The following is a 23,843-nucleotide window of genomic DNA, read 5'->3' on the forward strand; positions in this document are numbered from 1 at the left end:
GATCCTAACGTCGGAGCGCGGTTTCGGCGGTTACGCTCCGGGCATGGTCAGTGAGGATGCCGTGCTGCTCCGGCTGGACGTCGTGATGCGACGGCTCGCGTGGGCGGGTTTCGTGGTCTTCGGCGTGGGCGGCGTCGTGTGGCTGTTCTCGCAGGTGGTGTTCGGGCTGCTCAGCCTGGCTTTCGCGGGGCTGATCCTGCTGGCTCTCCGGCGTTCGGCCGCTTCTCTGGTGATTTCCGCTTCGGGGTTCTCGGTGCCGGGCGTTTTCGAGGTCCGGTGGACCGAGGTGACGAGGCTGCGGGTGTGGCGGGAGAAGCGGCGAGTGGGGCGGTGGATGCACTGGTGGCACTACCGGCTCTCGTGGTCCGGCTCGGGGCCCGAGGTGCTGCTTGAAGACGGTGAGTACGTGTACGCGTTGGGGCACCTGGGTGGGGGCGCTGCGCTGTACGCGGCGCTGGCGCGCTTCGCTCCTGCTGGGGTGGTTGAGCTGGCGGAGTGAGCTGGGCCGCGGCGGGTCGAGGGTCGTGAGTGGCGTTTCGGGTTCTCTTGAGGGGGAAGGCAAAGGTGTCATGTCGCGAAAGCCACTTTCGCGGCGTCTGATGTCCCGAAAGTGGCTTTCGCGACATGAGCACGGGCCCAGCCCCTTCATCTCACGCGGGGAAGCTGCGGGAGTGAGCAGGTCCCGGATGCTATGAACGGCCCGTTACTTGCAAAATTTGCAAGTAACGGGCCGTTCATAGCACTGAGAGTGGCGCGTCAGCAGCTCTGCTTGTAGAAGTACTGCGCGTTAGCGTCCATGTTCGCCTTCGTGATGGAGTGCAGCGAAGCGGTCAGGTTGCGCGTGACCGGCTTGCCCTCCAGCGCCGCGATGGCCTGCTGCACGCCCTGCTGCCCGATGGCGGCCGGGTCCTGCGCGATGAGGCCCTGGTACTCGCCCTTCTTCAGGCCCTCGATCTCCGACGGCGACGCGTCGAAGCCGATCAGGTTGACGGCGCCGATCTTGCCCGCGTTCCGCAGGCCGGTCGCGGCGCCCTCGCCGGTGTTGAGGTTGGTCGCGAAGATGCCGATCAGGTCCGGAGTGGACGCCAGCGCGGCGGTCACCTTGGACGCGGCCTGGTCGGGCTCGTTCTGGGTGAACTGCACGCCCGCCGATTTCAGGTTCGGGTAGTTCTTCAGCTCGTCCTCGAAGCCCTTCGCGCGGGTGTTCGTGGTCGAGGTGCCCGCGATGGTGTCGAGCACCAGCACCGAACCGGTCTTGCCCGCGGCCAGTTCCGACATCGTCTTGGCGGCGAGCTTGCCGCCCTCGGCGTTGTCCGAGGAGATGGACGACTCCGCCACGCTGGTGTCCTTCAGCGCGGTGTCGACCTCGATGATCTTCGCGCCGCGGGTCTTGACCTGCTGGATCGGCGCGAGCATCGCCTGCGCGTCGGTCGGCGCGATCAGCAGCGCGGCTGGCGGGTTGGAGCCCAGCGCGTTGACGAGCTGGGTCTGCATGGCCGCGTCGAACTTCTGCGGCGCCTGCGTGGTGATCTCGTAGCCGGACTTCTTGGCCTCGGCCTCGGCGCCGCACTGCATCGAGATGTAGAACGGCTCGGCCTGCACGCCCGGGATCAGCGACAGCTTCTTGTTGTTGGTCTTGGTGGCGGTGTCACCGGAGGACGATCCGCCGACCGTGCCGCCACCGCAGGCGGTCAGCAGGAGCGCCGCGGAAACGGCGGCACCGGTAACGAGCAGGGTTTTCTTCATGGGAGTAGCACCTCTTTGTGCGTAGGGATTCAGCGAGAGTTGCGGCGACGACGGCGCCGCTGGTCGAACCAGACCGCGGCGATCAGCACCGCGCCGACCGCGATCATCTGCCAGAAGTCCTGGACCTGCGTGATGTTGAAGCCCTTCTTCAGCACGGCCGGGATGAACACGCCGATCACCGTGCCCAGCACCGAACCGACACCGCCGAAGAGGCTCGTGCCGCCCATCACCGTGGCGGCGATGGCGTTGAGGTTGTCGGTGGTGTGCGCCGAAATCGTCGTCGACGCGTAGTACGCCAGCGACAGGAATCCGGCGACACCGGCGAGGAAACCGGTGAGCGTGTACACCTTCAGCAGATGCGCGGTCACCCCGATACCCGCCCGGCGCGCGCCCTCGGCGTTGGAGCCGACGGCGAACGTGTAGCGGCCGAATTTGGTGGTGTGCAACAGCCAAGCGCCGATCAGCGTGATGACCACGGCCACCAGCACCAGGTTCGGCACACCGCCGAACGACGTCCCGTAGCCGAGCGTCTTGTTGAGCTCGGTCGGCACGCTGCGCACGTCGGACCCGTTGTTCAGCAGGTACGCGGCGCCGAGCGCGGCACCCATCGTGCCGAGCGTGACGATCAGCGGCGGGATGTTGGCCACCGCGATCAGGAAACCGTTGATGAGGCCCCAGATCGTGCCCGCGACCACCGCCGCGAGCAGACCCAGAAGGATGATGCCCCAACCCGCCTTGGTCGCGTCACCGTCCGGGCTCAGCGCCTCCATCGTCTTACCGGCCACCATGCCGGCGAAGATCAGCACGGAGCCGACCGACAGGTCGATGCCGGACGTGATGATCACGAACGTCATGCCGACCGAGAGCACCAGCAGCACCGAGGTCTCGATGAGCAAGGTCTGGAAGGTGAACACCGTCGCGAACTCGGCGGGCGCGATCGCGGTGAACACGATGACGAGCGCCAGCAGCACCAGCGCGATCCAGAACGTGTTGGCCCCGATCAGCCGCTGGCCGATCGACCGCTTGCCGAAGCCACCGTCCACTGTGGTCTGGATCTCGGGGTCCTTCTTCATCGGAGTAGACACGGTCACGCCGCCTCCTCTTGCACCAGTGCTCCGGTCATCGCGGCGACCAGGTCTTCGAGTTTCGTGTCGGCACCGGCGAACCGGGCGACGCGTTTGCCGAGCCGCAGCACCTCGATGCGGTCGGACACCGACAGCACCTCTGGCATGTTGTGGCTGATCAGCACGACGGCGATGCCCTTGTCCCGCACCTTCTTGATCACGTCGAGCACGCGTTCGCGCTGCACGACGCCGAGCGCGGCGGTCGGCTCGTCCATGAACACGACCTTCGACGCCCAGACGACCGACCGCGCCACCGCGACACTCTGCCGCTGCCCACCGGAGAGCGAGCCGATCGGCACATCGGTGCTCTGCAAGGTCACGCCGAGCCGCTGGAACTCTTCCACGGCCTGACGCCGCATCTCGGCCTTGTCCAGCATGCCGAGCTTGCCGAGGATCCCCTTGCGGTGGATTTCCCTGCCCAGGAACAGGTTCGCGGCCGGGTCGAGTTCCGGCGCGACCGCGAGGTCCTGGTACACCGTCTCGATCCCCATTCGCCGGGCGGTGGTGGGGGAGTCGAGGTGCGTTTCCTCGCCGTCGAGCAGGATCTTGCCCGACGTCGGCTGCTCCGCGCCGGACAGGCATTTGACCAAAGTGGACTTCCCGGCGCCGTTGTCACCGATCAGCGCGGTGACCTCGCCGGCGCGCGCCTGGAACGACGCGCCGCGCAGTGCTTCCACCGAACCGTAGCGTTTGACCAGGTCCTGTGCGTCGAGCAGGAGTTCGCTCACGATCGCTCCCTCTTCTCGGGTGCCGGTGGACGGCAGCGGATGACCGTGACGTCGCCGTCCACAGTGGACTGGCCCGCGTCGTGCGGGACCACGTAGGTCTCGCCCTTGCGCAGTGCGTACTCGCCGCCGTGTTCGGTGTGGAGCGTGCCCGAACCGTCCATGACGACCAGCACCGCGAACGACGGGTCGAGTGACAACGTTGTCGACCTACCGGAAACAGCGGGACGGAGCTGGTCGGCGCGGAAGAACGCGTCACTGCCGTCGGCGAGAAGATCCACAGTGGACGCTTCGTCGCCCGCGGTGCGCTTGACGATCGAGCCGAGCCGTTCTTCGTCCCAGCCCGAGGTGTCGAGCGTTTCGATGGCGGTTTCGAAGCCGATCCCGAGGTGCGCCTTCTCCGGGTCCGCCAGGAAGTCGCGCCATTCCAGGGTCAGCGAGAAGTCGGTCGGCTGCTGGAGTTCGACGACGAACACGCCTTCGCCGATCGCGTGCGGGAGCCCGGCCGGGATGTAGACCGTGTCGCCGGGGGTGACCGCGACGCTGTTCAGTGCGCCGAGCATGGCGGGCGCGTCCTGGGAACGGGCCCATTCGTTGACCGTCGCTTTGTCGACAGTCTCCTTGAAGCCCGGGTAGACACGCGGATCGTCGCCGTAGGTGCCGACCACGATCCACGCTTCGGTCTTGCCGAAGTGCGAGTCGAAGTGCCGCTTCGCGAACGAGTCCGACGGGTGGAAGTGCACGGGCAGGCGCTGACCCGCGTCGAGCAGCTTCACCAGCAGGCCGGTCGAATCGCCGAGCGCCTCGACGTGCTTGGCGCCGAGCCAGGCGCCGGGGTTCTCGCGGACGGCGTCGCGCAGCCAAGCCCCACTCGGCAGCTTGGTCAGGCCGTTGGTCTCCTGGCCGAACATCGTGGTGGCCGAGCCGACCCAGTCCTCCGGGCCGTACTTGGACTCCGAGGAGGCGCCCCGCAGCGCGGCGATGGCGTCGCCGCCGCGGTAGAACTGCGGCGGCTGGTTCGCCGGCAGGCGGATCGGTTCGAGGTGACCGCTCATGAAGGCGCGACCTCCCCGGAACCACGGGCTACGAGATGCACGGGCAGAACTACCTTTCTCGGTGCGGATTGATCTCCCTGGACCCTGGCGAACAGCAGTTCCGCCGCCGCCCTGCCCAGTGCGCTCACGTCGTGCGCGATCACGGAGACCGGCGGATCCAGCAGATCCGCCAGTTCGAAGTCGTCGAAGCTGATCATCGCGGGCCGCCGGTCGGCGTGCGCCAGCGCGCGCAGCAGGTGCACGGCGACGCGGTTGTTGCCCGCGATCACGGCGGTGGCCGGGTTCGGCCCGGTGAGCAGCCGCTTCACGGCGTCCCCGACGCTCTCGGCCGTCGGCGTCCGCAGCACGACGAGGCTCTCGTCGTAGGGGATCCCGTTGCGGACACAGCCTTCCCGGAACCCGCGCAGACGTTCGCCCGCGGTGAAGATGTCCGGGCTGTCGGCGAGGAACGCGATCCGGCGGTGACCGTGTCTGGCGAGGTGGGCGACCGCTTCGACGGTGCCGCCGATGTTGTCGACCAGCACCGTGTCGGCCACGATGTCGCCGGCGGGCCGGTCGAGGAACACGACGGGCGTGCCCGCGCGCATCTCGGGGACCAGGTAGCCGTGCTGCATCCCGGCCGGGACGACGAGGATCCCGTCGACGCGGCGGGAACAGAACTCGAGGACCAGTTCGCGTTCGCGGTCGGAGTTCTCCTCCGACGAACCGGTCAGCACCTGGCGCCCGAACGAGGTCGCGATGCGTTCGACCGCCCGGTTGAGCTCCGAGTAGAAGGGGTTCCCGACGTCTTCGACGATCAGGCCGATCGTCCCGGTCGTCGAGCCGCGCCGCAGGTTCCGGGCGCCGAGGTTGCGCCGGAACCCGAGCTGCTCGATCGCCGCCATGACGCGCTCCGCGGTGTCCGGATGGACGGCGGGCTCGTCGTTCACTACCCGCGAGACGGTCTTGATGCTCACGCCCGCGAGCCGGGCCACGTCGCTCATCGTGGCCCGTCGGCTGGTGGTGCGGTGGCCGTTGTCCGGTCCGCTGGAAGACAACGTTGTCATAGTGGCGGGAATTGAACGCGAGCGACGCGATGATGTCAATGCCCGGTTTGCCGAGAAGACGCATTCCGAGTTCGAACCGTTACTGCCGGATGGCCGCGATACTGGGGGGATGAGCGAGTTCTACCGGCCGGTGCCCGCGGGGCCGTCACTCGGCGAGCCGTTCGCGCCTGCCCGGCCGGAGGACTGGCCCGGCACGGAATCGACGAGGTGGGAACCGCTGCTCCGCGCCTTTGTCACCGCGGGGCGCGTGCGGTTGATCATCGAGACCGTCGCGGGCGCGGGGACCGTCGGCCGGGTCCGGTTACTGGTCGACGGCGATTCCCTGGCGACCGAACTGGGCGCGACCGCGGCTGTCTCGCGCGAGGTCGTCGAACTGGACGCCGAGGAGGAGCCGACCGAGATCGTCCTGGAGGGGCTGAGGCAGTCGGGGGCGGGGACGGTCCGTGTCGCCGCCTTCGTGCTGCCGCTGTCTTGAATCGGACAGGGTTTGGCGGACCTCTTGACCAGGTGGTCTGTTCTTGTCGAAGGTGAGCAGGCAGCGACAACGTTGTCAGGAGGCGGCCTTTCCCATGCCTGCACGCACTTCGACCCGCGTCGCCGGGTTGCTCACCGCGTTCACTGTGTTCACTGTGCCCGCTGGGCTCTTCACCCCCGTCGCGGCGGCGGCACCCGGTGGCGACCCCGTGGACGCGGTCAACACCTTCATCGGCACCAAGGACGACGGAAACACCTTCCCCGGCGCTTCTGCACCTTTTGGGATGACGCAGGTCAGCCCGATCTCGTCGCATTACGCCGGGTACCGCTACGACGACACCGCGATCCGCGGCTTCGGGCATTTCTTCCTGTCCGGCGCGGGCTGCTGGGAGCAGGGCGGTCTCGTGTCGTCCTTGCCCACCACCGGCGCGGTCGGTCCCGGCGCGGCGTTCGACACGACCAAGGCCGACACCTTCGACCACAAGAAGTACGCCTCGCCGTACACGCACGAGGGCGAGGTCGGGAAGCCCGGCTACTACAAGGTGCGGCTCACCGGCTACGGCGGCGTCGACGCGGAGACCACCGCGACCACGCGGACCGGTGTCGAGCGGTACACCTTCGCGAAACCGGGTGACGCAAACGTTTTCGTCAACGTCGGGCAGGCCAACGACAAGGAACCCGTGACGGCCAGCCAGATCCGCGTCGTCGGAGACCGGACGGTCGAAGGAATGGTGGAGTCGCAGGCGTTCTGCGGCGGGAAGCCGTACAAGACCTGGTTCACCACGACGTTCGACAAGCCCTTCAAGTCTTTCGGCACCTGGTCGCCCACCGGTGGGACCCCGGGCTCGAAGGAATCCGCCGGTGGTGAGGGACTGCGCGGCGCCTGGCTGACCTTCGGCGGCGGGCAGGTCGCCGCGACGACGGCGATCTCCCATGTGGACGCTTTCGGTGCCAAGCTCAACCTGGCCTCGGAGAAGGCGCGTTCGTTCGACGCGGTCCGCGACGGCGCCCAGCGCGCCTGGCGCAAGGAACTGTCCTCAGTGGACATCAAGGGCGGGGCGAAGGACGACCGCACGGTGTTCTACACCTCGCTCTATCACGCGCTGCTGCAACCGTTGACCGGCAACGACGCCGATGGCCGCTATCGCGGCTTCGACGACAAGATCCATCGTGCGCTGGGCTGGACTTACTACGAGTTCTTTTCGTTGTGGGACACGTATCGCACGCAGAATCAGTTGCTCGCGCTGCTGCGCCCGTCACGGGCGAAAGATGTCGCGAAGTCCGTGCTCGCGATCCACGACCAGGGTGGTTGGCTGCCGCGCTGGGCGTATGCGAACCAGGAGACGAACACGATGACCGGCGACCCGGTCACGCCGTTCCTGGTCGACCTGTGGCGCTTCGGTGCGCTGTCCGGTCAGGAATTCAAGGCCTATCAGGCACTTCTGCAGAACTCGCGGGAGATCCCGCCCGCGTCTTCGCCGTTCCAGGGTCGTTCGGGCAACGCGAGCTATCAGAAGGACGGGTTCGTCCAGTACGACAAGGACTTCCCGAAGAAGGGACAGGACACCGACCCGAACCACGGTGCTTCGGCCACTTTGGAATACGCGCTCGCAGACTGCTCACTGTCCATCATGGCCGATGCCCTCGGTAAGAAGGCGGACGCGAAAGCCTTGGCCGACAAGGGACGCAGCTACCGCACGCTGTGGGACCCGTCGGTGACAGACCGCGGCTTCACCGGGTTCTACCGGCCCAAGCTCGAAGGGGGCGAATGGTTCAGCCCGGCGGGCAAGCCGTTCAACCCGCAGAGCCAGGACGGGTTCCACGAAGGCACCTCATGGCAGTACCAGTGGCTGACCCAGCAGGATGTCCCCGGTCTGGTCGAGCGCATGGGCGGCAAGGACAACGTCGGCAAGCGGCTCGACGACTTCTTCGCCTACGGGGATCTGCTGAAGGATCCGGCCAAGACCGTGCGCGAGGAATGGGTCGTCGGCCCGTACAACTATTACAACCAGTTCCGCTACAACCCGAACAACGAGCCGGATCTGCATGCGCCATGGATGTACACGCTGACCGGGCAGCCGTGGAAGACCTCGGCCGTGGTGCGCGCGGCGCATACGTTGTTCACCAACGCGCCCAACGGTGTGACCGGCAACGACGACCTCGGGACCATGTCCGCCTGGTACGTCTTCAGCGCGCTCGGCCTGTATCCGGCGGTGCCGGGCACCGGGCAGTTCGTGCTCAACGCGCCGCGGTTCGGGAAGTCGGTGGTGCATCTGGAGAACGGCCGCGACATCACGATCAAGGCCGACGGTGCCGACCCGTCGAAACTCCAGTACGTCCAGGGACTGGGATCCGGCTCGCAGCGGGCTTATGTCGGATTGGAGCAGTTGACTCGCGGGACCACTTTGGACTTCAGGCTCGCAGATTTGGACAACGCTGCCGCCGCGAAGGCGACGTGGGCGACCGGCCCCGAAGGAGCGCCGAAATCGCCCTGCGCCGGGTGATCCGAGTGGTTTAGACCGGTTCATGCCGGGGGTCGTGAGGAGCATCACGGCCCCCGGTGTTCCGGTGAGGGCGGTCACGCCTCACACTGGTATTACCACGTCCGACAGCGCTGTTGACGTTCTTGGCGAGTCCGCCTTGGACAGTGCTCGTCGGACGTAGTCATATGCACACACGTAGTGGTGAGACCCCACAGGAGGAGAAGTGTCCAGCAAGGCCGCTCTAGTATTCCGCGTGGCCGCGGTAGCCGAAGCCCTCTCCTGGGCCGGGCTGCTGGTCGGGATGTTCCTCAAATACGCCGTCAAGCTCGGCGAGGGCGGCGTTCCCGTCCTCGGCATGGTGCACGGCGTCGTGTTCGTCCTCTACGTGCTGGTCTCCCTGTCCGTGGCGAAGCCGCTCGGCTGGCGCCCGAAGACCCTGATCCTCGCGCTGCTCTCCAGCATCCCGCCGCTGTTCACCTGGCTGTTCGAGTCCTGGGCGCTGCGCAACGGCAAGCTCGACGGCCCGCAGCGGCTGTCGCACGGTGGTGTCGGCCTGTTCAGCAGGACTCCGGAACCCGCCGCCGTCTGATCTTCCGATAGCGCGTGAAGGCCCCCTTCCCTCGGCTGAACCGAGGGAAGGGGGCCTTCACGCGCTATTCGGTGAAGTCGCCGGTGGCCTTGCGGACCTTGGTGAGCAGGTCGGTCAGCTGCTCGGTCTGTTTCCCGGTGAGCCCGGTCAGCCCGAAGTCGATTTCCGTGACCGCCTTCGTGGCCTCTTCGCGCCGTGCGCGACCTTCGTCGGTGATCTCGACCAGCGTGGTCCGGCGGTCGGTCGGATGCGGGAGGCGCTTCACCAGCCCGTCCTTCTCCAGCCTGTCGACGATGTTGGTGACGCTCGTCGGGTGCAACTGGAGTCGCTCACCCATCACGCGCATCGGCAGGTGGGACGCGCGGGCGAAGGTCAGCAGGACCAGGGCCTCGTACCGGGCGAAGGTCAGCCCGTGCGGTTTGAGCGCCCCGTCCACCGCGGACTGGATGATCTGTTGCACGCGCATGATCCCGGTCACCGCGGCCATGGTGTCGGAGGGCCCGATACGGGCTTCCCACAGCTGCGCCGCGCGGGCGATCGGGTCGAACGGCAACGGACGGCTCATGGCGTTCGAAGTTACCAGCGGGTACCCGTGCCACGCCGCACGACCGGGTGTTATGCGTGGGAAGAGTGTCTAACGAGGAGCAGAAGATGATCGTGGCCTTCAGCGTCAGCCCGTCCGCGCCCGAGGAAGACGGCGGTGTCAGCGAGGCGGTCGCCCGCGCGGTGAAAGTGGTGCGCGAGTCCGGCCTGCCGAATTCGACCAACGCCATGTTCACCAACATCGAGGGTTCGTGGGACGAGGTCATGGACGTCGTCAAGCGGGCCGTCGAGGCCGCCGGCGAGGGTTCGTCGCGGGTCGGGCTGGTGCTCAAGGCCGACATCCGGCCGGGCTACGAAGGCCAGCTGACCGCGAAGGTGGAGCGCGTCGAGAAGCACCTGGGCCAGTAGGTCAGGGGAGCGGCGGGGTCAAGGAGACAATCCACAGCTTGTCCTTCAGCGCGACGGCGATCGCGTAGTCGAACGCGCGGCCGTCGGCCAGTTTCCCGCTGACGGTCGCCGAAGTCGGGGACAGGTCGTCCGGCGCGAACTTCACCGTGACGTCGTGAGCGCCGCGGCTCGCCAGCGCTTCGACATAGGACTTCGCGAAGTCGTCCGCCGAAGCGGGCGGGTAGTCGATGAGTTCGGAGAGGGCCTCGGCGTCGTGCCGGTTGAGCGCGGTGGTGAGACCCTCCCGGAGCTGTCCAGGGCTGTCGACGCCGGGATCGGGCTGATGGGCGATCAACAACGTGACGACGCTCACCCAAACGACCGCGATACCGATGGCCAGGGCCACGGTGGCCGTCCTGCGTGTCGGAATGTCGATCACCTCCTCGGGAGCGAGCCTGCCGGACCGGGCCCGTCCTGCCAAGCGGGCAGGCGGGGGCATGCGGTGAAACACTCGGGGATGCGTGCCAGGATGGAACCGTGACACACCCACGCGGATCAGCAGCGAAGACGGCGGCGATGTCCGCCGCGCTTTCCGGCGCGGTCGACCTTTCCGCGCTCAAGGCGCGTGCCGAAGCGCCCCAGAAACAGCCCCCGGCGCCACCGCGGCCCCCTGCCGACGGTGCCGCGCCCGGCCCCGCTCCGGCCGCGGGCGGCGCCGTGATCGAAGTCACCGAAGCGACCTTCCAGGCCGAGGTCGTCGAGCGATCCCTGCACCAGCTGGTGGTCGTCGACCTGTGGGCCGAATGGTGCGGCCCGTGCAAGCAGCTCAGCCCGGTGCTGGAACGCCTCGCCGCCGAGTCCGGCGGTGCCTGGGTGCTCGCGAAGGTGGACGTCGACGCCAACCCGCGCATCGCGCAGCTCTTCGGCGCGCAGTCGATCCCGACGGTCATCGCCATCGGCGGCGGCCAGCCGGTCGACGCGTTCTCGGGCGCGCTGCCCGAACCCGAGATCCGCAAGTGGCTCGGTTCGCTGCTCGACGCGCTGCGCGACAAGCTGCCCGGAATCGCGGCCGCCGAGGAGAACGGCGGCGGCGTCGAGGTGCCGGAGGACGCGCGGTTCACCGAGGCCGAGGAGGCCTTCGAACGCGGCGACTTCGCCGAGGCGCAGGCGGCCTACGAGCGCATCCTCGACGTCGAACCGGCGAACGAGGAGGCCAAGACCGCCCTCGCACAGGTCAAGTTCACCGCGCGCGCCGAGGCCGCGGGCCCGGACGCGATCGCGAAGGCCGACGCCGACCCCGCCGACCTCGACGCCCAGCTCGCCGCGGCCGACCTCGAAGTCGCCGGGCAGCAGCCCGAGGCGGGCTTCGCGCGGCTGATCGCGGCCGTGCGGCGGACCGCGGGCGACGACCGCAACAAGGTGCGGGAGCACCTGGTGGCGCTGTTCGAGCTGTTCGATTCGGCCGACGAGCGGGTCATGAAGGCGCGACGGGACCTGGCGAGCGCGCTCTACTGACGTTTCGCTCGATCTTGAGCCAGAACGCCGTGAAGGCCTCCTTCACTACCCTCAAGGTAGTGAAGGAGGCCTTCACGGCGTTGGGCACTTTCGCAACCCCCGGATGTTATGAACGGTCCGTTCATTACAAAATTTTGTAATGAACGGACCGTTCATAACACTTCAGGGAGCAGTGACCGGACCGGTCACGATCAGCCGTACTGGGTCGAGCAAACCGCGGAGCTCTCCAGGTAGCCCTTCCGCAGCGCCTCGACCCGCTCGAAACCGTTGTCCACGCGCTTGCCGTTGACGTCGGCCGAGACCAGGCTCTCCGGGCTCAGCAGGTCCGAGATGGCCTCGTCGAGGTCACCGGCCGAAAGCCGCAGCGTCGCGCCGGGCACCGAGCTGGCCTTCGCCCACGCGCCGACCAGGCAAGCGGTGCGCAGCCCCGCGTTCGCGTTGTCGATCGACGCGCCGACACCCTTCTGGATGCCCATCGCGTAGCGGGACGCGATTTCCGAGAACGCGGCGAAGTCGCCCTTGCCCTCGCTGTGCCCGCTCTTCCATTCGGCCTCTTGGTCGACCGGCTGGGCGAGTTCGCGCAGTTTGGCCATGTCGATGCTGACGGTGTTGTTCGACGGGCAGTACGACGCGGGCGGGGTGCTGGGGCCGCCGGAGCAGCTGCCGTTGCCGTCCTCGGTGATCTCCGGGCCGGGGACGCCGGCGCCCTTGAAGGCCTCGTCGAGGCTCTTCTTCAGGATCCCGATGATCTCGGCGTCGAGCTTCGCGTCGCCCTTGCCCTTGTCACCCTTGTCGAACGGGCGCTCGGTGATCCGCGCCTTGATGTTCTCCTCGTTCATCGTCGCGCATTCCTTCGGGCCCTTCTCGAACCCGACCTGGAACGCGTACGTGCGGTCGAACGCCGTGCCGTGCGCGCCCTGTTTGGTCGCGCTGGTGCCCGCCTGGTCGCGGATCAGGAACAGCGACGCCATGACCTGGTTGAGGCCTTCGGAGGTGGAGACGCGGTAGAACTTGCTCTTGTCCTCGGCGACCCAGCGGAAGTAGCCGCCCGCGAAGCAGTCGGCCTGCTGCTCCTTGACGATCGACGGGGTGTTCTTCTTGATGCTGGCCTTCTCGCCGAGCCGGTACTGCACGGCGTGCCCGAGTTCGTGCGCGAGCACGACCGCGCCCGCCATCTTCCCGAACCGCTCCCGCAGCATCGGCAGCAGCACGCCGCGGTCCCACGCCACCAGGTCACCCGGCGGGCAGTAGAACGCGTTGACGAGCTTCTTGACGCTGCCGCATTCGGTCTCTTCGTCGTCGGTCTTCGCGCTGTAGGACAGCAGCGCCTTCAGCGGCTCGTACGGCTGGCCGAAGTCGCGCGGCATGACCTCGGTCCAGTAGGCCTGCGCGTCGGCGATCGCGGCGATGGCGAGCTGGTCGTCTTCGGAGCCGTCCTCGTTGCGGACCTGCACGTCCGGCTTGGGAGCGTCCGGCTTCAGCCCGCTCTCGAAATGGGTGACCGGCAGGCCGGCGATGTCCCCGGCCCCCGGCTGGCTGCCGTCCTTGCCCGCCGTGGAACCGCCCTTGTCGTTGCACGCGCTGAGCCCGAGGGCCAGCGTCACCACGATCGCGATCAGAGCCGGGCGGCGTATCCCCCGACCTCCCCCTTGGATCATGTTCACTCGCTTGTCGTCAGGGCCCCGACCGGGCCGCGTACACCGGCAAGCAGGGACCCTACCCAGCGCTTATGGCCCGCGTTCAGGTAATCCCCGAAGTGGGTCTTGAGCGGGGCGGGGACCGTGGCGATATGGTCGCTCCTCATGAGAGCTGTCCGCCGGTTCACCGTCCGCGCGAGCCTGCCGGAGTCGCTCTCCGGCCTCGGTGACCTCGCCACGAATCTGCGCTGGACCTGGCATCCGCCCACCCGCGACCTGTTCGCGTCGATGGACGCGGAGCTGTTCAACCGCGTCCGTGACCCGCTGCGGATGCTCACCGCCCTGCCCCCGGCCCGGCTGGACGAGCTGGCCGTCGACGACGCCTTCCTCGCCCACGCGCGCGAGGCGGTCGCCGATCTGGACCGCTACCTCGCCGAGCCGCGCTGGTACCAGAAGCAGGACGATCCCGACCTCCCGCCCGCCGTCGCGTACTTCTCGATGGAGTTCGGCGTCACCGAGGCGCTGCCGAACTACTCCGGCGGTCTCGGGGTGCTCGCCGGAGACCACCTCAAGGCGGCGTCGGATCTCGGCGTGCCGATGGTCGGTGTCGGGCTGCTCTACCGCGCCGGGTACTTCCGGCAGGCGCTTTCGCTCGACGGCTGGCAGGTCGAGCACTACCCGGTGATCGACCCCAACGCGTTCCCGCTGGAGCTGCTGACCGACGGCGGCAAGCCGGTGCTGGTCGACGTCGCGATGCCCGCCGGACGCACGCTGCACGCGCAGATCTGGAAGGCCCGCGTCGGCCGGATCCCGTTGTTGCTGCTGGACACCGACACCGAGGTCAACGACGAGGACCTGCGCGCCGTCACCGACAGGCTCTACGGCGGCGACGCCGATCACCGCATCCGGCAGGAGATCCTGTCCGGGATCGGCGGCTTCCGCGCGGTGCGGCGGTATTGCGAGCTGACCGGGCATCCGCAGCCGAAGGTGTTCCACACCAACGAGGGCCACGCCGGGTTCCTCGGGCTGGAACGCGCCCGCGAGATCATCCAGGCCGACGGGCTGGCGTTCGACGAGGCGTTGCCCGCCGTCCGCGCCGGGACCGTGTTCACCACGCACACGCCGGTCAGTGCCGGGATCGACCGGTTCCCCGTCGACCTCGTCCAGCGGTATTTCACCGACGGCAGGCTGGTCCCGGACGTCGACCCGCGCCGCGTGCTCGCGCTCGGCGCCGAGGACAACCCGGGCCTGTTCAACATGGCGCATATGGGATTGCGGCTCGCGCAGCGCGCGAACGGCGTCTCGGCGCTGCACGGCCGCGTCTCGCGGCGGATGTTCTCCCGGCTGTGGCCCGGGTTCGACTTCGACGAGGTGCCCGTCTCGTCGGTCACCAACGGCGTCCACGGGCCGACCTGGGTGGCGCGCGAACTGAGCGCGTTGCTCGGCCGCAACCACGAGGAACTGGGCCTCGACGGCGCACAGGGCAAGCCGCTGCGGGACGGCGTCAGCGACGAGCAGCTGTGGGCGCTGCGGCGGGAGCTGCGGGAGAAGCTGGTCGCCGAGGTGCGGCGCCGGGTGCGGGCCGCGTGGATGCAGCGCGGCGCGTCCGCGCTCGAACTCGGATGGACCGACACGGTCTTCGATCCGGACGTGCTGACCGTCGGCTTCGCGCGCCGCGTGCCGACGTACAAACGGCTGACGCTGATGCTGCGTGACCCGGAGCGCCTCCGCGCGCTGCTGCTGGACGAGCGCCGCCCGATCCAGCTCGTCGTCGCGGGCAAGTCGCATCCGGCCGACGAGGGCGGCAAGCAGCTGATCCAGCAGATCGTCCGGTTCGTCGACGATCCCGAGGTCCGGCGCCGGATCGTCTTCCTGCCGGACTACGACATGTCCATGGCGCGCTACCTCTACCGAGGCTGCGACGTCTGGCTGAACACGCCCGTGCGGCAGCTGGAGGCGTGCGGGACGTCGGGGATGAAGTCCGCGCTCAACGGCGGCCTCAACCTGTCCATCCGCGACGGCTGGTGGGACGAGTGCTACGACGGCAGCAACGGCTGGGCGATCCCGACCGCGGACGGCGTCACCGACCCGCTGCGCCGCGACGAACTGGAGGCCGCGGCGCTCTACGACCTGCTGGGCCACCAGATCGCGCCGTTGTTCTACGACCGTGACGCCGGCGGCGTGCCCGGCGGCTGGCTGTCGATGGTGTGGCACACGCTGGAGAGCCTCGGGCCGCGCGTGCAGGCTTCGCGGATGGTGCGGGAGTACGTCGAATCCGGCTACCTGCCCGCCTCGCGGATGGTCGAGGAGGCGACGGGTGACGGGTACCGCGGCGCGCTGTCGCTGGCCGACTACCGGACCAAATTGGACGTCTCCTGGCCGCGGGTACGGATCTTCGACACCGAACTGCTCGTCGAGGACGCCGCGCCGATGGTCACCGGGACCGAGGTGACCATCCGGGCGCGGATCGACCTCGCCGGCCTCGAACCGTCCGAAGTGGACGTTCAGGCCGTCGTCGGGAAGGTGGGCGACGGCGACGAACTGAGCGAGCCGGTCACCGTCCCGATGTCCGGCGACGGGATCGGCGCGTTCGCGGCGCGGCTGAAGCTGCCGCATCCGGGCTCGATCGGCTACACCGTCCGTGTGTTGCCGAAACACCGGTTGCTCGCCACTCCGGCGGAACTCGCGCGGGTGGTTCACGCCTGAGCCTCGAAGTACATGAAGGCCCCCTTCCTTGCGCCTAGGTACAGGAAGGGGGCCTTCATGTACTTGTCAAGCCGGTGCCGAACAAAGGAAATCCTCGATCTTCGATTTCTGCCGAACAATGATGAACACGCAGGTGAAATAGACTTTGCCGGGCCGATCCGAATTACGGAGGAATGGTGGCCTCGGCGAAGGAAACGAAAATGTCGCGCAGGGCCAAGGATCGGTTGCATCACGTCCACGCCCGCGCCGGGATCCGCCAAGTCGGCCTGAGCCGGGCGCTCGGGCCGGAGCTGCGTGCCATCTGGGGAATCGCCGACGACGCCGAGCCCGGCAGGGTGCGGGAGATCGTCCTCTTGCGGCTGAACCGCGTCCTCGAGCGGTTCGCCGATCCGCTCATGCCCGAGATCGTCTGGACCGCCTACAACCTCGGCGTGGATCCGGTCGACGGCGGGGCGGGGATGGTCGGCCGGATCAGGGCCATGGTCAGCCGCGGCCGGGTGGCGGTTTCCGAGCGCACCTGCACCCGGCGGTTCTACGATTTCCTGGGGAGTGTCAAGAACAGCCTGGACGGTTTCCAGGAGGACCTCACCGGTGAGGACTTCAGGCTCGCTTCGCGGTGGATCGCCGGGAACGTCCGGCCGGAACGGGACGAGCCCGCCCGCGGCCCCGAGCCCACGGTGATGCGGATGTTCCTCGACGGCACGGTGTGGGGCCCGGCGGACGAGGCGGGCGCGCCGCTCCCGGCCCGCGTCGGCGGGCAGGGCGACTGGTTCTGCGTCTTCACCGACGAGCGGCTGCTCGCCGAGTACCGCGCGGCCACCGGCGCCGGCTGGATGCGGGTCCGTCACCGGACCGGCCGCGAGGTCGTGCTCGCGGCCGCCAGGCGGGGCGTGGCGACCGGTGTCCTGGTCAACCCCAGTCCGGTGCCGGGCGCCGGGATCCACGCGGCGCTCCCGCTTTCCCCGGACTCGATCGCCAGGCTTACGGTCCGCCGCTAGATGAGTGATTCCGTGAAGATTGATCATCGATTGCCCGTATTACCGGATCTGCTGGGCCCTCAAGGACTCGACATGCTCAGGTGGCCGTGGCCGTGGCCGTCTCGGTCGCCCCTTCAGTGCGAACCAAGGTTGTGAAGGCCTCCTTGCTTACCCTCAAGGTAGGCAGGGAGGCCTTCACGACTTTGGTTCGCGTCCTTGAGGAGGCCTCGCAGACCCGGTAATACGGACAGTCGATGATCAATCGACCAATTCGACACAGATAGTGTCCTTTATGGACAGCCAAGGGAAGGATTCCCGCGGGGTTGCACTTCACGCGATCTTCACGGAATCACTCATCTAGGACGTCAGGGAACGGCGGGGGTGCCACCTTCCCGGATCGGGAGGCCCGCGGAACGCCACGCGCGGAACCCGCCTTCGAGGTCGGTCGCGCCCGGCAGCCCGAGCCGCCGCAGGTCGGCGGCGGCCAGGCTCGACGAGTACCCCTCGTTGCACACGACGATCACCGTCGAGTCCGGTTTCACCTCCGGCAGCCGCCATTCGCTGTCCGGCGCCAGCCGCCACTCGAGGTGGATCCGCTCGACGACCACCGAGCCGGGGATCTCGCCCTCTTCGAACCGGTTGACGTGCGGGCGGATGTCGACGATCAAGGCGCCTTCGCGTTGCAGCCGTTGTGCCTGCTCGGGTACCGCCCGGTCCAGTCCGGACCGGGCGGCAGCCAGCAGGTCTTCGATCGCGCTCATCGACCCAGTATCGGGGCCAGCGAGGGGATCTCGGCGGGAACTTCGGCGAGCGTGCCGTATTCACGGGTCGCGACCAGCGGCGGCGAGTAGGCGTGGACGCTGGCCGCGGGCTCGGTGCCGATGCCGGTCATCTGGTGCGCGCGCCCCGCGCCGAAGCCGAGGCCCTCGCCCGCGATGTGCGTGCGGCGTCGGATCGGGCCGCCGGGATAGCGGTACTCCTCGCCGATCTCTCCCTGCAGCACGGTGAACGAGCCGGACGCGCCGCCGTGGTCGTGCGGTTTGGTCTGCTGGCCGGGCAGCCAGGACAGCAGCCACAGCTCGACACCGTCGGTCAGCGCGAGTCGCGCCCACCAGCGGTGGTCCTCATCGAAACGCAGCAGACCGCGCAGGCCCGAGGTGAGTTCCGTGGTGACGGTGGAGGTCAGATCGGCCAGTTCCCTTGGCGTCCAGAGCAGGCGCTCGGGATGCAGCAGCTCCGGGAGCAGCGGGTCGATCAGCTGAGGGTGGATCTCGAAGTCTTGGCGTGGAGAGATGGACGTGGTCACCGTGAGGCTCCTCATGGGTACGCGGGCTCGGAAGCAGGGCCGAACGCGGCGCGACACGGGTGCCACGGCACAGATGTGCCGTCGAGTAGTGGGGATTCAGCCGTGTCGCGCGGTGGTACACCCGCACGAGGCGACGAGGAGCAGGTCGATGGTCCGGCGGCGCCAGAAAGAGCCCCCGATGACGGGGAAGGCGGCGGACACGGACCTGATCACGCCTTCGATCGTGCCACAGGTCCGGCGGCCGTGGTTATTCCGGACAGCTCCGTCCCACTCCCTGGACCAGCCGCTTTCCCTCGACCGACGGCCCGGTGCACACGCGCGCGCCCGTGCGGACACAATGGGCGCGTGAGCGAGCCGATCCAGCCCAGCGAACTTGACGACCTCGTGGTGAGGATGACCGGTGTCGGGGTCCGCCGAACAGGCAACGACCTCCTCGCCGACCTCGACTGGACCGTGGAACTGGACGAGCGCTGGGTGGTGCTCGGCCCGAACGGCGCGGGCAAGACCACCCTGCTCCGGCTGGCCGCGGCCGAACTCCACCCGACCTCGGGAACGGTCGACCTGCTCGGCGACCGGATCGGCAAGGTCAACATCTTCGAGCTGCGCCCGCGGATCGGGTTCACCTCGGCCGCGATCGCCCAGCGGGTGCCCGGCGAGGAGCGCGTCGTCGACGTCGTGGTGAGCGCCGGGTACGCCGTCGTCGGCCGCTGGCGTGAGGAATACGACACTCTCGACACCGACCGCGCCCGCGAACTGCTGACCGCGCTGGGCATCCCGCACCTGGCCGAGCGCACCTTCGGCACGCTGTCGGAGGGCGAGCGCAAGCGGACGCTGATCGCGCGTTCGCTGATGACCGACCCGGAGATGCTGCTGCTCGACGAGCCCGCCGCCGGACTCGACCTCGGCGGCCGCGAGGACCTGGTCGCGCGCCTGTCCGAGCTGGCACTCGATCCGGAGGCCCCGGCCATGGTGCTCGTCACCCATCACGTGGAAGAAATCCCGCCGGGCTTCACCCACGCGCTGCTGCTGCGCGACGGCCGCGCGGTCGCTTCCGGACTCGCGGACGACGTCGTGACCAGCGATAACCTGTCCAAGACGTTCGACCAGGACCTCCTGCTCGAACGGTCCGGTGATCGCTTCTTCGCCCGACGGCGTTGAGAGGTCGTACTGACCGGTAGCCTGCACTCTGTCTTGGGACTGTTAAAGGAGGACGGCGTGGGAGAGTTCGTAAGCCTGGAGGTCGAAGGCGGGGTCGGCACGATCCGGCTGGACCGCCCGCCGGTCAACGCGCTGAACAACCAGGTGCAGGCCGAGCTCGCCGAGGCGGCCCGTGAGGCCTCCGAGCGCGACGACGTACGCGCCGTGATCCTCTACGGCGGCGAGAAGACCTTCGCGGGCGGCGCGGACATCAAGGAGATGGCCGAGCGCACCTACCCCGAGATCGCGAAGTTCGGCGCGGCGCTGACGGCGTCGCTGGCCACCATCGCGAACATCCCGAAGCCGGTCGTCGCGGCCATCACCGGCTACGCGCTGGGCGGCGGCCTCGAACTCGCCCTGACCGCCGACCGCCGGATCGCCGGCGACAACGTCAAGGTCGGCCAGCCGGAGATCCAGCTCGGCGTCATCCCCGGTGCCGGTGGCACGCAGCGCCTCGCGCGGCTCATCGGCCCGAGCAAGACCAAGGACCTCGTGTTCACCGGCCGCTTCGTGAAGGCCGAAGAGGCCCTGGCGCTGGGCATCCTCGACGAGGTCGTCGCGCCGGACGACGTCTACGCCGCCGCGCACAAGTGGGCCTCGCAGTTCGGAGGAGGCCCGGCCGTGGCGCTGCGCGCCGCGAAGGCCGCGATCGACGGCGGTCTCGACACCGACCTCGCGAGCGGCCTCAAGCTCGAATCCCACCTCTTCGCCGCCCTGTGGGCGACCGAAGACCAGCGCAACGGCATGAAGTCGTTCATCGAGAACGGCCCTGGCAAGGCCACCTTCGAGGGGAAGTAGCGAAGTGACCCAGGTGAACGACCCGGCGCCGAACCCGCACGCCACCGCCGAAGAGGTCAAGGCCGCCTTCGACGACCCCAAGCTCGCCAACGTGCTGTACCACGACTGGGAAGCCGGGACCTACGACGAGAAGTGGTCCATTTCCTACGACGAGCGCTGCATCTCCTACGCGACCGACGTGTTCAACGCGGTCGCCGGTGAGGACGGCCAGCCGTACCCGACCGCGATGGAACTGGGCAGCGGCACCGGTTTCTTCCTGCTGAACCTGATGCAGGGCGGCGTGATCAAGAAGGGGTCGGTCACCGACCTCTCGCCGGGCATGGTCCAGGTCGCGCTGCGCAACGCCGAGAACCTCGGCCTCGACGTCGACGGCCGGGTCGCCGACGCGGAGCGGATCCCTTACGAGGACAACAGTTTCGATCTCGTCGTCGGGCACGCGGTGCTGCACCACATCCCGGACGTCCGCGCGGCGTTCGCCGAGGTGCTCCGGGTGCTGAAGCCGGGCGGCCGGTTCGTGTTCGCGGGCGAGCCGACGAAGGTCGGCGACTTCTACGCGCGCAAGCTCGGCCAGATCACCTGGTACCTCACCACGAACCTGACGAAGCTCCCGGTGCTGAACGGCTGGCGCCGCCCGCAGGAGGAACTCGACGAGTCCTCCCGTGCGGCCGCGCTGGAGGCCGTCGTCGACATCCACACGTTCGACCCGTCGGACCTCGAGTCGATGGCTCGTGGCGCGGGTGGGCAGGATGTCCGCGCGGTCACCGAGGAGTTCGCCGCCGCGCTCGCGGGCTGGCCGATCCGGACCTTCGAAGCCGCCGTGCCGCAGGAGAAGCTGACCTTGCGCTGGCGTCTGTTCGCGTACCGGCTCTGGCTGCGACTGTCCGCTTTGGACAAGAAGCTGCTCGCCAAGGTGTTGCCGCGCGAACTGTTCTACAACGTGATGATCACCGGTACCAAGCGATCGTAGGTTGCCGTATCAGTTCACCCTCGACGACGTCGCCTTCCTGCGCTCCGGCGCGGGAAGCGCGGCGATCGCCGAGTGCTCGTCCCTGCCTCTGACCGACAAGACCCGCATCGCCGACGTCGCCGCCGTGCGCCGGATCGCCCCGGACCACGCGGCCGCGGTACTGGAAACGGTGGTGCTGCGGCGGAAGTCGTCGTCCAAACTGGACTCCGCGGGCTCATGGCTGTTCACCGGCGACGCACTCCAACAGGCCAGCGCGACCGCGGTCGCCCGGCATCGGGCCTCGCGGCTGGCCGATCGCGACGTCCACGACGTGACCTGTTCCGTCGGCGCGGACCTGATCGAGATCGCCCGCGTCGCTTCCCGTTCGCTGGGCTCGGATCTGGACGAGGTCCGGCTGGCGATGGCACGGCACAACTCTCTTGAGGCCGGTGTTTCCCCGGTCTTGCTGCGCGCCGACGCGCTGCGGCCGGTCAGCCGTTCCTCGGTGGTCGTCGCCGACCCGGCCCGCCGTGACTCGGCCGGACGCAGGGCGTGGAAACCCGCCGATTTCCTCCCGCCGTTGGACGGCCTGGTCGAGGCTTACGCGGGACGGGAGCTTTCGGTCAAATGCGCGCCGGGTCTCGATTTCTCCATCGCGCCTTGGGCGGACGAGGTCGAACTCGTTTCGCTCGACGGTCAGGTCCGTGAGGCTTGCCTGTGGCGCGGCGTGGGATCCGCCGTGTCCCGGCGGGCGACAGTGTTGCGTTCGGACGGTACACAGTGGACGATCACCGACGCCGATCCCGACGAAATCCCCGTACGTGAGCCGGGTGAATGGATCGTCGACCCCGACGGCGCCGTCGTCCGGGCGGGACTCGTGCGGAATTACGCGGCGCGGCATGGCTTGTGGCAGCTCGACGAACGCATCGCGTATCTGACCGGCGACGTTCCGCCGCCGGGAATCCGGGCGTTCCGGGTGTTCGAGTACGGACCGTACAGCGAGAAGAATCTTCGCGTACTGCTGAAAAAACACGATATCGGTCGATTGGAGATCCTCGTCCGGGGACTCGACATAGATCCGGATGCCTTGCGACGCAAGCTAAAGCCTCGCGGCAGCGAAGAAGCTACTTTGGTACTGACCAGAATCGGCCGTTCTGGAGTAGCGTTCCTGTGCCGCGCACAGCTGACGTGAGGAGTACTCCATGAGCCGGTTCACCGGTCTGCTGAAACTGGCCGCCGCCGCGGCTGTCGGAGCCGTTCTCGCCGGCGGCGCGACCGCCGTCGCGAACACCGGCGACGCGGCCGGTCGCCGTGGCCACGAGCCCGCTAACATCGGCCAGGTCAAACTCGACGTCAAGGCCTACTACGGCGACGTCGTCGGCAGCGATGGCAAGCACCGGTACTCGGACAGCAGCCGTTTCGTGTCCGACACCAAACGCCAGGTCGAGGACGCCAAGCGCTACCTCACGCGGCGGCTGGACCGCGGCGTCGAGAACCCCGCCGTCGTGTTCGATGTGGACGACACCGCCGAGGTCACCTACGGCTGGGAGGCCGACAACGACTTCGGCTTCGACCCGGTGAAGCAGCAGGAAGCGATCGACAAGGGCACTTTCGTCGCGAACAAGCCGGTGCTGGAACTGGCGAACTGGGCGGCGCAGCGCGGTGTCAAGGTCTACTTCCTGACCGGCCGTAACGAATTCCAGGGCCCGCGGTCGCTCAAGAACCTCGCGAACGAGGGCTTCCCGGCGCCCGCCGGGGCGTTCTTCAAGCCGAAGACCATCGCGCCGGACTACCTGCCGTGCGGGCTCACCTGCACCACCGTCCAGTACAAGGCGGGTACGCGGAAGCACATCGCCTCGACCGGCGCGACCATCGTGGCCAACTTCGGCGACCAGTTCAGCGACCTCGAAGGTGGTTACGCTGAGTTCCCGGTGAAGCTGCCGAACCCGATGTACTACCTGCCATGACGGAATATCCGCGCGGACGGCGTCGCTGTGCCTGGTATCGGAAACCCCCGAGGGAGCTGATCCATGTCTGACAAGAAGGTGCTGAAGCCGAGCGCGGACCACCCGATCACGGTGGCGCCGAACAAGGCGCGCGTGGTCGTCACAGTCGGCGGGAAGGTCGTGGCGGACAGCGCGAACGCGCTCACGCTGCAAGAGGCGAACTACCCGCCGGCGCAGTACATCCCGCGTGCCGACGTCGACTTCGACGTGCTGGAGCGGACGGACCACTCGACGTACTGCCCGTTCAAGGGCGATGCGTCCTACTACAGCATCCGCACCGGCGACGGCGTCGCCGAGAACGCCGTGTGGACCTACGAGGCGCCGCACGACGCGGTCGCCGAGATCAAGGACCACGTGGCGTTCTACCCGGCGAAGGTCGACGCGATCGAAGAGCGCTGACTCCCGCCCCCGCGGGACGGCACCTCTGAGCTCAGTCGCCCCACCAGTCACAACGCGGCGCGTGAAGGCCCCCTTCCCTCGGGGCGGGTTCTAGCGATCCCCGCAACACCCTGGATTTCAGGGAGTTGTGGGGATCGTGGTTTCTGAGGGGTTGAAGGCGAGGTTTTTCGATGCTCTGGACCGG

At 68.2% G+C, this 23,843-nt stretch carries 24 protein-coding genes; 14 read left to right on the forward strand and 10 right to left on the reverse strand.

The annotated features are described in order from the left end of the window. Positions 1 to 43 precede the first annotated feature (43 nt). Positions 44 to 499 carry a hypothetical protein gene (locus ACLARN_RS38545; RefSeq protein WP_409496418.1) on the forward strand — a complete coding sequence of 152 codons (456 nt, stop codon included), beginning with the start codon at positions 44 to 46 and terminating at the stop codon, positions 497 to 499. 257 nt (positions 500 to 756) lie between these two features. On the opposite strand, the gene ACLARN_RS38550 is transcribed toward ACLARN_RS38545, so the two are convergent. Genes ACLARN_RS38550 through ACLARN_RS38570 form a run of 5 tightly spaced genes read right to left on the reverse strand, consistent with a single transcriptional unit; the run spans position 757 to position 5,633 of the window. Continuing rightward, positions 757 to 1,746: an ABC transporter substrate-binding protein gene (locus tag ACLARN_RS38550; RefSeq protein WP_409496419.1), complete on the reverse strand. Its 990-nt coding sequence runs from the start codon at positions 1,744 to 1,746 to the stop codon at positions 757 to 759. A 29-nt stretch (positions 1,747 to 1,775) separates the two neighbouring features. Then, on the reverse strand, positions 1,776 to 2,837 hold the full coding sequence (locus tag ACLARN_RS38555) for an ABC transporter permease (RefSeq protein WP_409496420.1): 1,062 nt from the start codon (positions 2,835 to 2,837) through the stop codon (positions 1,776 to 1,778). Then, positions 2,834 to 3,598, reverse strand: coding sequence for an ATP-binding cassette domain-containing protein (locus ACLARN_RS38560; protein WP_409496421.1), 765 nt, complete (start codon positions 3,596 to 3,598; stop codon positions 2,834 to 2,836). The genes ACLARN_RS38555 and ACLARN_RS38560 overlap by 4 nt, the downstream gene beginning before the upstream one ends. Continuing rightward, positions 3,595 to 4,650, reverse strand: coding sequence for a class I mannose-6-phosphate isomerase (locus ACLARN_RS38565; RefSeq protein ID WP_409496422.1), 1,056 nt, complete (start codon positions 4,648 to 4,650; stop codon positions 3,595 to 3,597). The genes ACLARN_RS38560 and ACLARN_RS38565 overlap by 4 nt, the downstream gene beginning before the upstream one ends. Next, positions 4,647 to 5,633: a LacI family DNA-binding transcriptional regulator gene (locus ACLARN_RS38570; protein ID WP_076162635.1), complete on the reverse strand. Its 987-nt coding sequence runs from the start codon at positions 5,631 to 5,633 to the stop codon at positions 4,647 to 4,649. Before ACLARN_RS38570 ends, ACLARN_RS38565 begins: the two co-directional genes overlap by 4 nt. Before the next feature lie 172 nt (positions 5,634 to 5,805). Between ACLARN_RS38570 and ACLARN_RS38575 the strand changes: the two genes are divergently transcribed. The 3 genes from ACLARN_RS38575 (at position 5,806) to ACLARN_RS38585 (ending at position 9,242) form a co-directional block, all read left to right on the forward strand. Beyond that, positions 5,806 to 6,171: a hypothetical protein gene (locus ACLARN_RS38575; RefSeq protein WP_409496423.1), complete on the forward strand. Its 366-nt coding sequence runs from the start codon at positions 5,806 to 5,808 to the stop codon at positions 6,169 to 6,171. A 94-nt stretch (positions 6,172 to 6,265) separates the two neighbouring features. Next, the gene (locus ACLARN_RS38580; RefSeq protein ID WP_409496424.1) at positions 6,266 to 8,674 is read left to right on the forward strand and encodes a GH92 family glycosyl hydrolase; all 2,409 of its coding nucleotides are present in this window, start codon (positions 6,266 to 6,268) and stop codon (positions 8,672 to 8,674) included. Positions 8,675 to 8,876: 202 nt separating this feature from the next. Beyond that, entirely contained in the window at positions 8,877 to 9,242 is a 366-nt protein-coding gene (locus ACLARN_RS38585; RefSeq protein WP_409496425.1) for a DUF3817 domain-containing protein, read from the forward strand. A 64-nt stretch (positions 9,243 to 9,306) separates the two neighbouring features. Here ACLARN_RS38585 and ACLARN_RS38590 read toward each other — a convergent pair whose 3' ends face one another. After that, entirely contained in the window at positions 9,307 to 9,807 is a 501-nt protein-coding gene (locus tag ACLARN_RS38590; RefSeq protein WP_409496426.1) for a MarR family winged helix-turn-helix transcriptional regulator, read from the reverse strand. 86 nt (positions 9,808 to 9,893) lie between these two features. On the opposite strand from ACLARN_RS38590, the gene ACLARN_RS38595 reads away from it, so the two are divergent. Next, positions 9,894 to 10,193 carry an MTH1187 family thiamine-binding protein gene (locus tag ACLARN_RS38595; RefSeq protein ID WP_409496427.1) on the forward strand — a complete coding sequence of 100 codons (300 nt, stop codon included), beginning with the start codon at positions 9,894 to 9,896 and terminating at the stop codon, positions 10,191 to 10,193. A gap of 1 nt (position 10,194) precedes the next feature. Here ACLARN_RS38595 and ACLARN_RS38600 read toward each other — a convergent pair whose 3' ends face one another. Then, entirely contained in the window at positions 10,195 to 10,611 is a 417-nt protein-coding gene (locus tag ACLARN_RS38600) for a hypothetical protein (protein ID WP_409496442.1), read from the reverse strand. A gap of 98 nt (positions 10,612 to 10,709) precedes the next feature. On the opposite strand from ACLARN_RS38600, the gene ACLARN_RS38605 reads away from it, so the two are divergent. Beyond that, complete coding sequence (locus ACLARN_RS38605; protein ID WP_409496428.1) at positions 10,710 to 11,687, forward strand: tetratricopeptide repeat protein; 978 nt, start codon at positions 10,710 to 10,712, stop codon at positions 11,685 to 11,687. Between the two features lie 191 nt (positions 11,688 to 11,878). Here ACLARN_RS38605 and ACLARN_RS38610 read toward each other — a convergent pair whose 3' ends face one another. Next, the gene (locus tag ACLARN_RS38610; protein WP_409496429.1) at positions 11,879 to 13,345 is read right to left on the reverse strand and encodes a neutral zinc metallopeptidase; all 1,467 of its coding nucleotides are present in this window, start codon (positions 13,343 to 13,345) and stop codon (positions 11,879 to 11,881) included. 144 nt (positions 13,346 to 13,489) lie between these two features. On the opposite strand from ACLARN_RS38610, the gene glgP reads away from it, so the two are divergent. Both glgP and ACLARN_RS38620 read left to right on the forward strand, forming a co-directional pair. Next, positions 13,490 to 16,030, forward strand: a complete 2,541-nt coding sequence (gene glgP / locus ACLARN_RS38615; RefSeq protein ID WP_409496430.1) for an alpha-glucan family phosphorylase — start codon at positions 13,490 to 13,492, stop codon at positions 16,028 to 16,030. Positions 16,031 to 16,203: 173 nt separating this feature from the next. Continuing rightward, entirely contained in the window at positions 16,204 to 17,028 is an 825-nt protein-coding gene (locus tag ACLARN_RS38620) for a hypothetical protein (RefSeq protein ID WP_409496431.1), read from the forward strand. Between the two features lie 344 nt (positions 17,029 to 17,372). On the opposite strand, the gene ACLARN_RS38625 is transcribed toward ACLARN_RS38620, so the two are convergent. Both ACLARN_RS38625 and ACLARN_RS38630 read right to left on the reverse strand, forming a co-directional pair. Beyond that, positions 17,373 to 17,768 (reverse strand): rhodanese-like domain-containing protein, encoded by a 396-nt coding sequence (locus ACLARN_RS38625; protein WP_409496432.1) that lies wholly within the window; start codon positions 17,766 to 17,768, stop codon positions 17,373 to 17,375. Then, positions 17,765 to 18,313: a cysteine dioxygenase gene (locus tag ACLARN_RS38630; RefSeq protein ID WP_409496433.1), complete on the reverse strand. Its 549-nt coding sequence runs from the start codon at positions 18,311 to 18,313 to the stop codon at positions 17,765 to 17,767. The genes ACLARN_RS38625 and ACLARN_RS38630 overlap by 4 nt, the downstream gene beginning before the upstream one ends. Positions 18,314 to 18,658: 345 nt before the next feature. Here ACLARN_RS38630 and ACLARN_RS38635 point away from each other — a divergent pair, with 345 nt between their 5' ends. From ACLARN_RS38635 to ACLARN_RS38660, 6 genes are all read left to right on the forward strand, one after another. After that, entirely contained in the window at positions 18,659 to 19,471 is an 813-nt protein-coding gene (locus ACLARN_RS38635; RefSeq protein ID WP_409496434.1) for an ABC transporter ATP-binding protein, read from the forward strand. Between the two features lie 57 nt (positions 19,472 to 19,528). Beyond that, a complete protein-coding gene (locus tag ACLARN_RS38640) occupies positions 19,529 to 20,308 on the forward strand; it encodes an enoyl-CoA hydratase/isomerase family protein (protein WP_409496435.1) in 780 nt (259 codons plus the stop codon). Positions 20,309 to 20,312: 4 nt separating this feature from the next. Further along, positions 20,313 to 21,275, forward strand: coding sequence for a class I SAM-dependent methyltransferase (locus tag ACLARN_RS38645; RefSeq protein WP_409496436.1), 963 nt, complete (start codon positions 20,313 to 20,315; stop codon positions 21,273 to 21,275). A 1-nt stretch (position 21,276) separates the two neighbouring features. Continuing rightward, entirely contained in the window at positions 21,277 to 22,446 is a 1,170-nt protein-coding gene (locus ACLARN_RS38650; protein WP_409496437.1) for a THUMP-like domain-containing protein, read from the forward strand. Between the two features lie 10 nt (positions 22,447 to 22,456). Next, positions 22,457 to 23,221, forward strand: coding sequence for an HAD family acid phosphatase (locus tag ACLARN_RS38655; RefSeq protein ID WP_409496438.1), 765 nt, complete (start codon positions 22,457 to 22,459; stop codon positions 23,219 to 23,221). Between the two features lie 63 nt (positions 23,222 to 23,284). Continuing rightward, positions 23,285 to 23,659: a DUF427 domain-containing protein gene (locus ACLARN_RS38660; protein ID WP_409496439.1), complete on the forward strand. Its 375-nt coding sequence runs from the start codon at positions 23,285 to 23,287 to the stop codon at positions 23,657 to 23,659. Positions 23,660 to 23,843: the final 184 nt, after the last annotated feature.

The organism is Amycolatopsis sp. cmx-11-12, assembly GCF_046269425.1.
Classification (GTDB): Bacteria; Actinomycetota; Actinomycetes; order Mycobacteriales; family Pseudonocardiaceae; genus Amycolatopsis.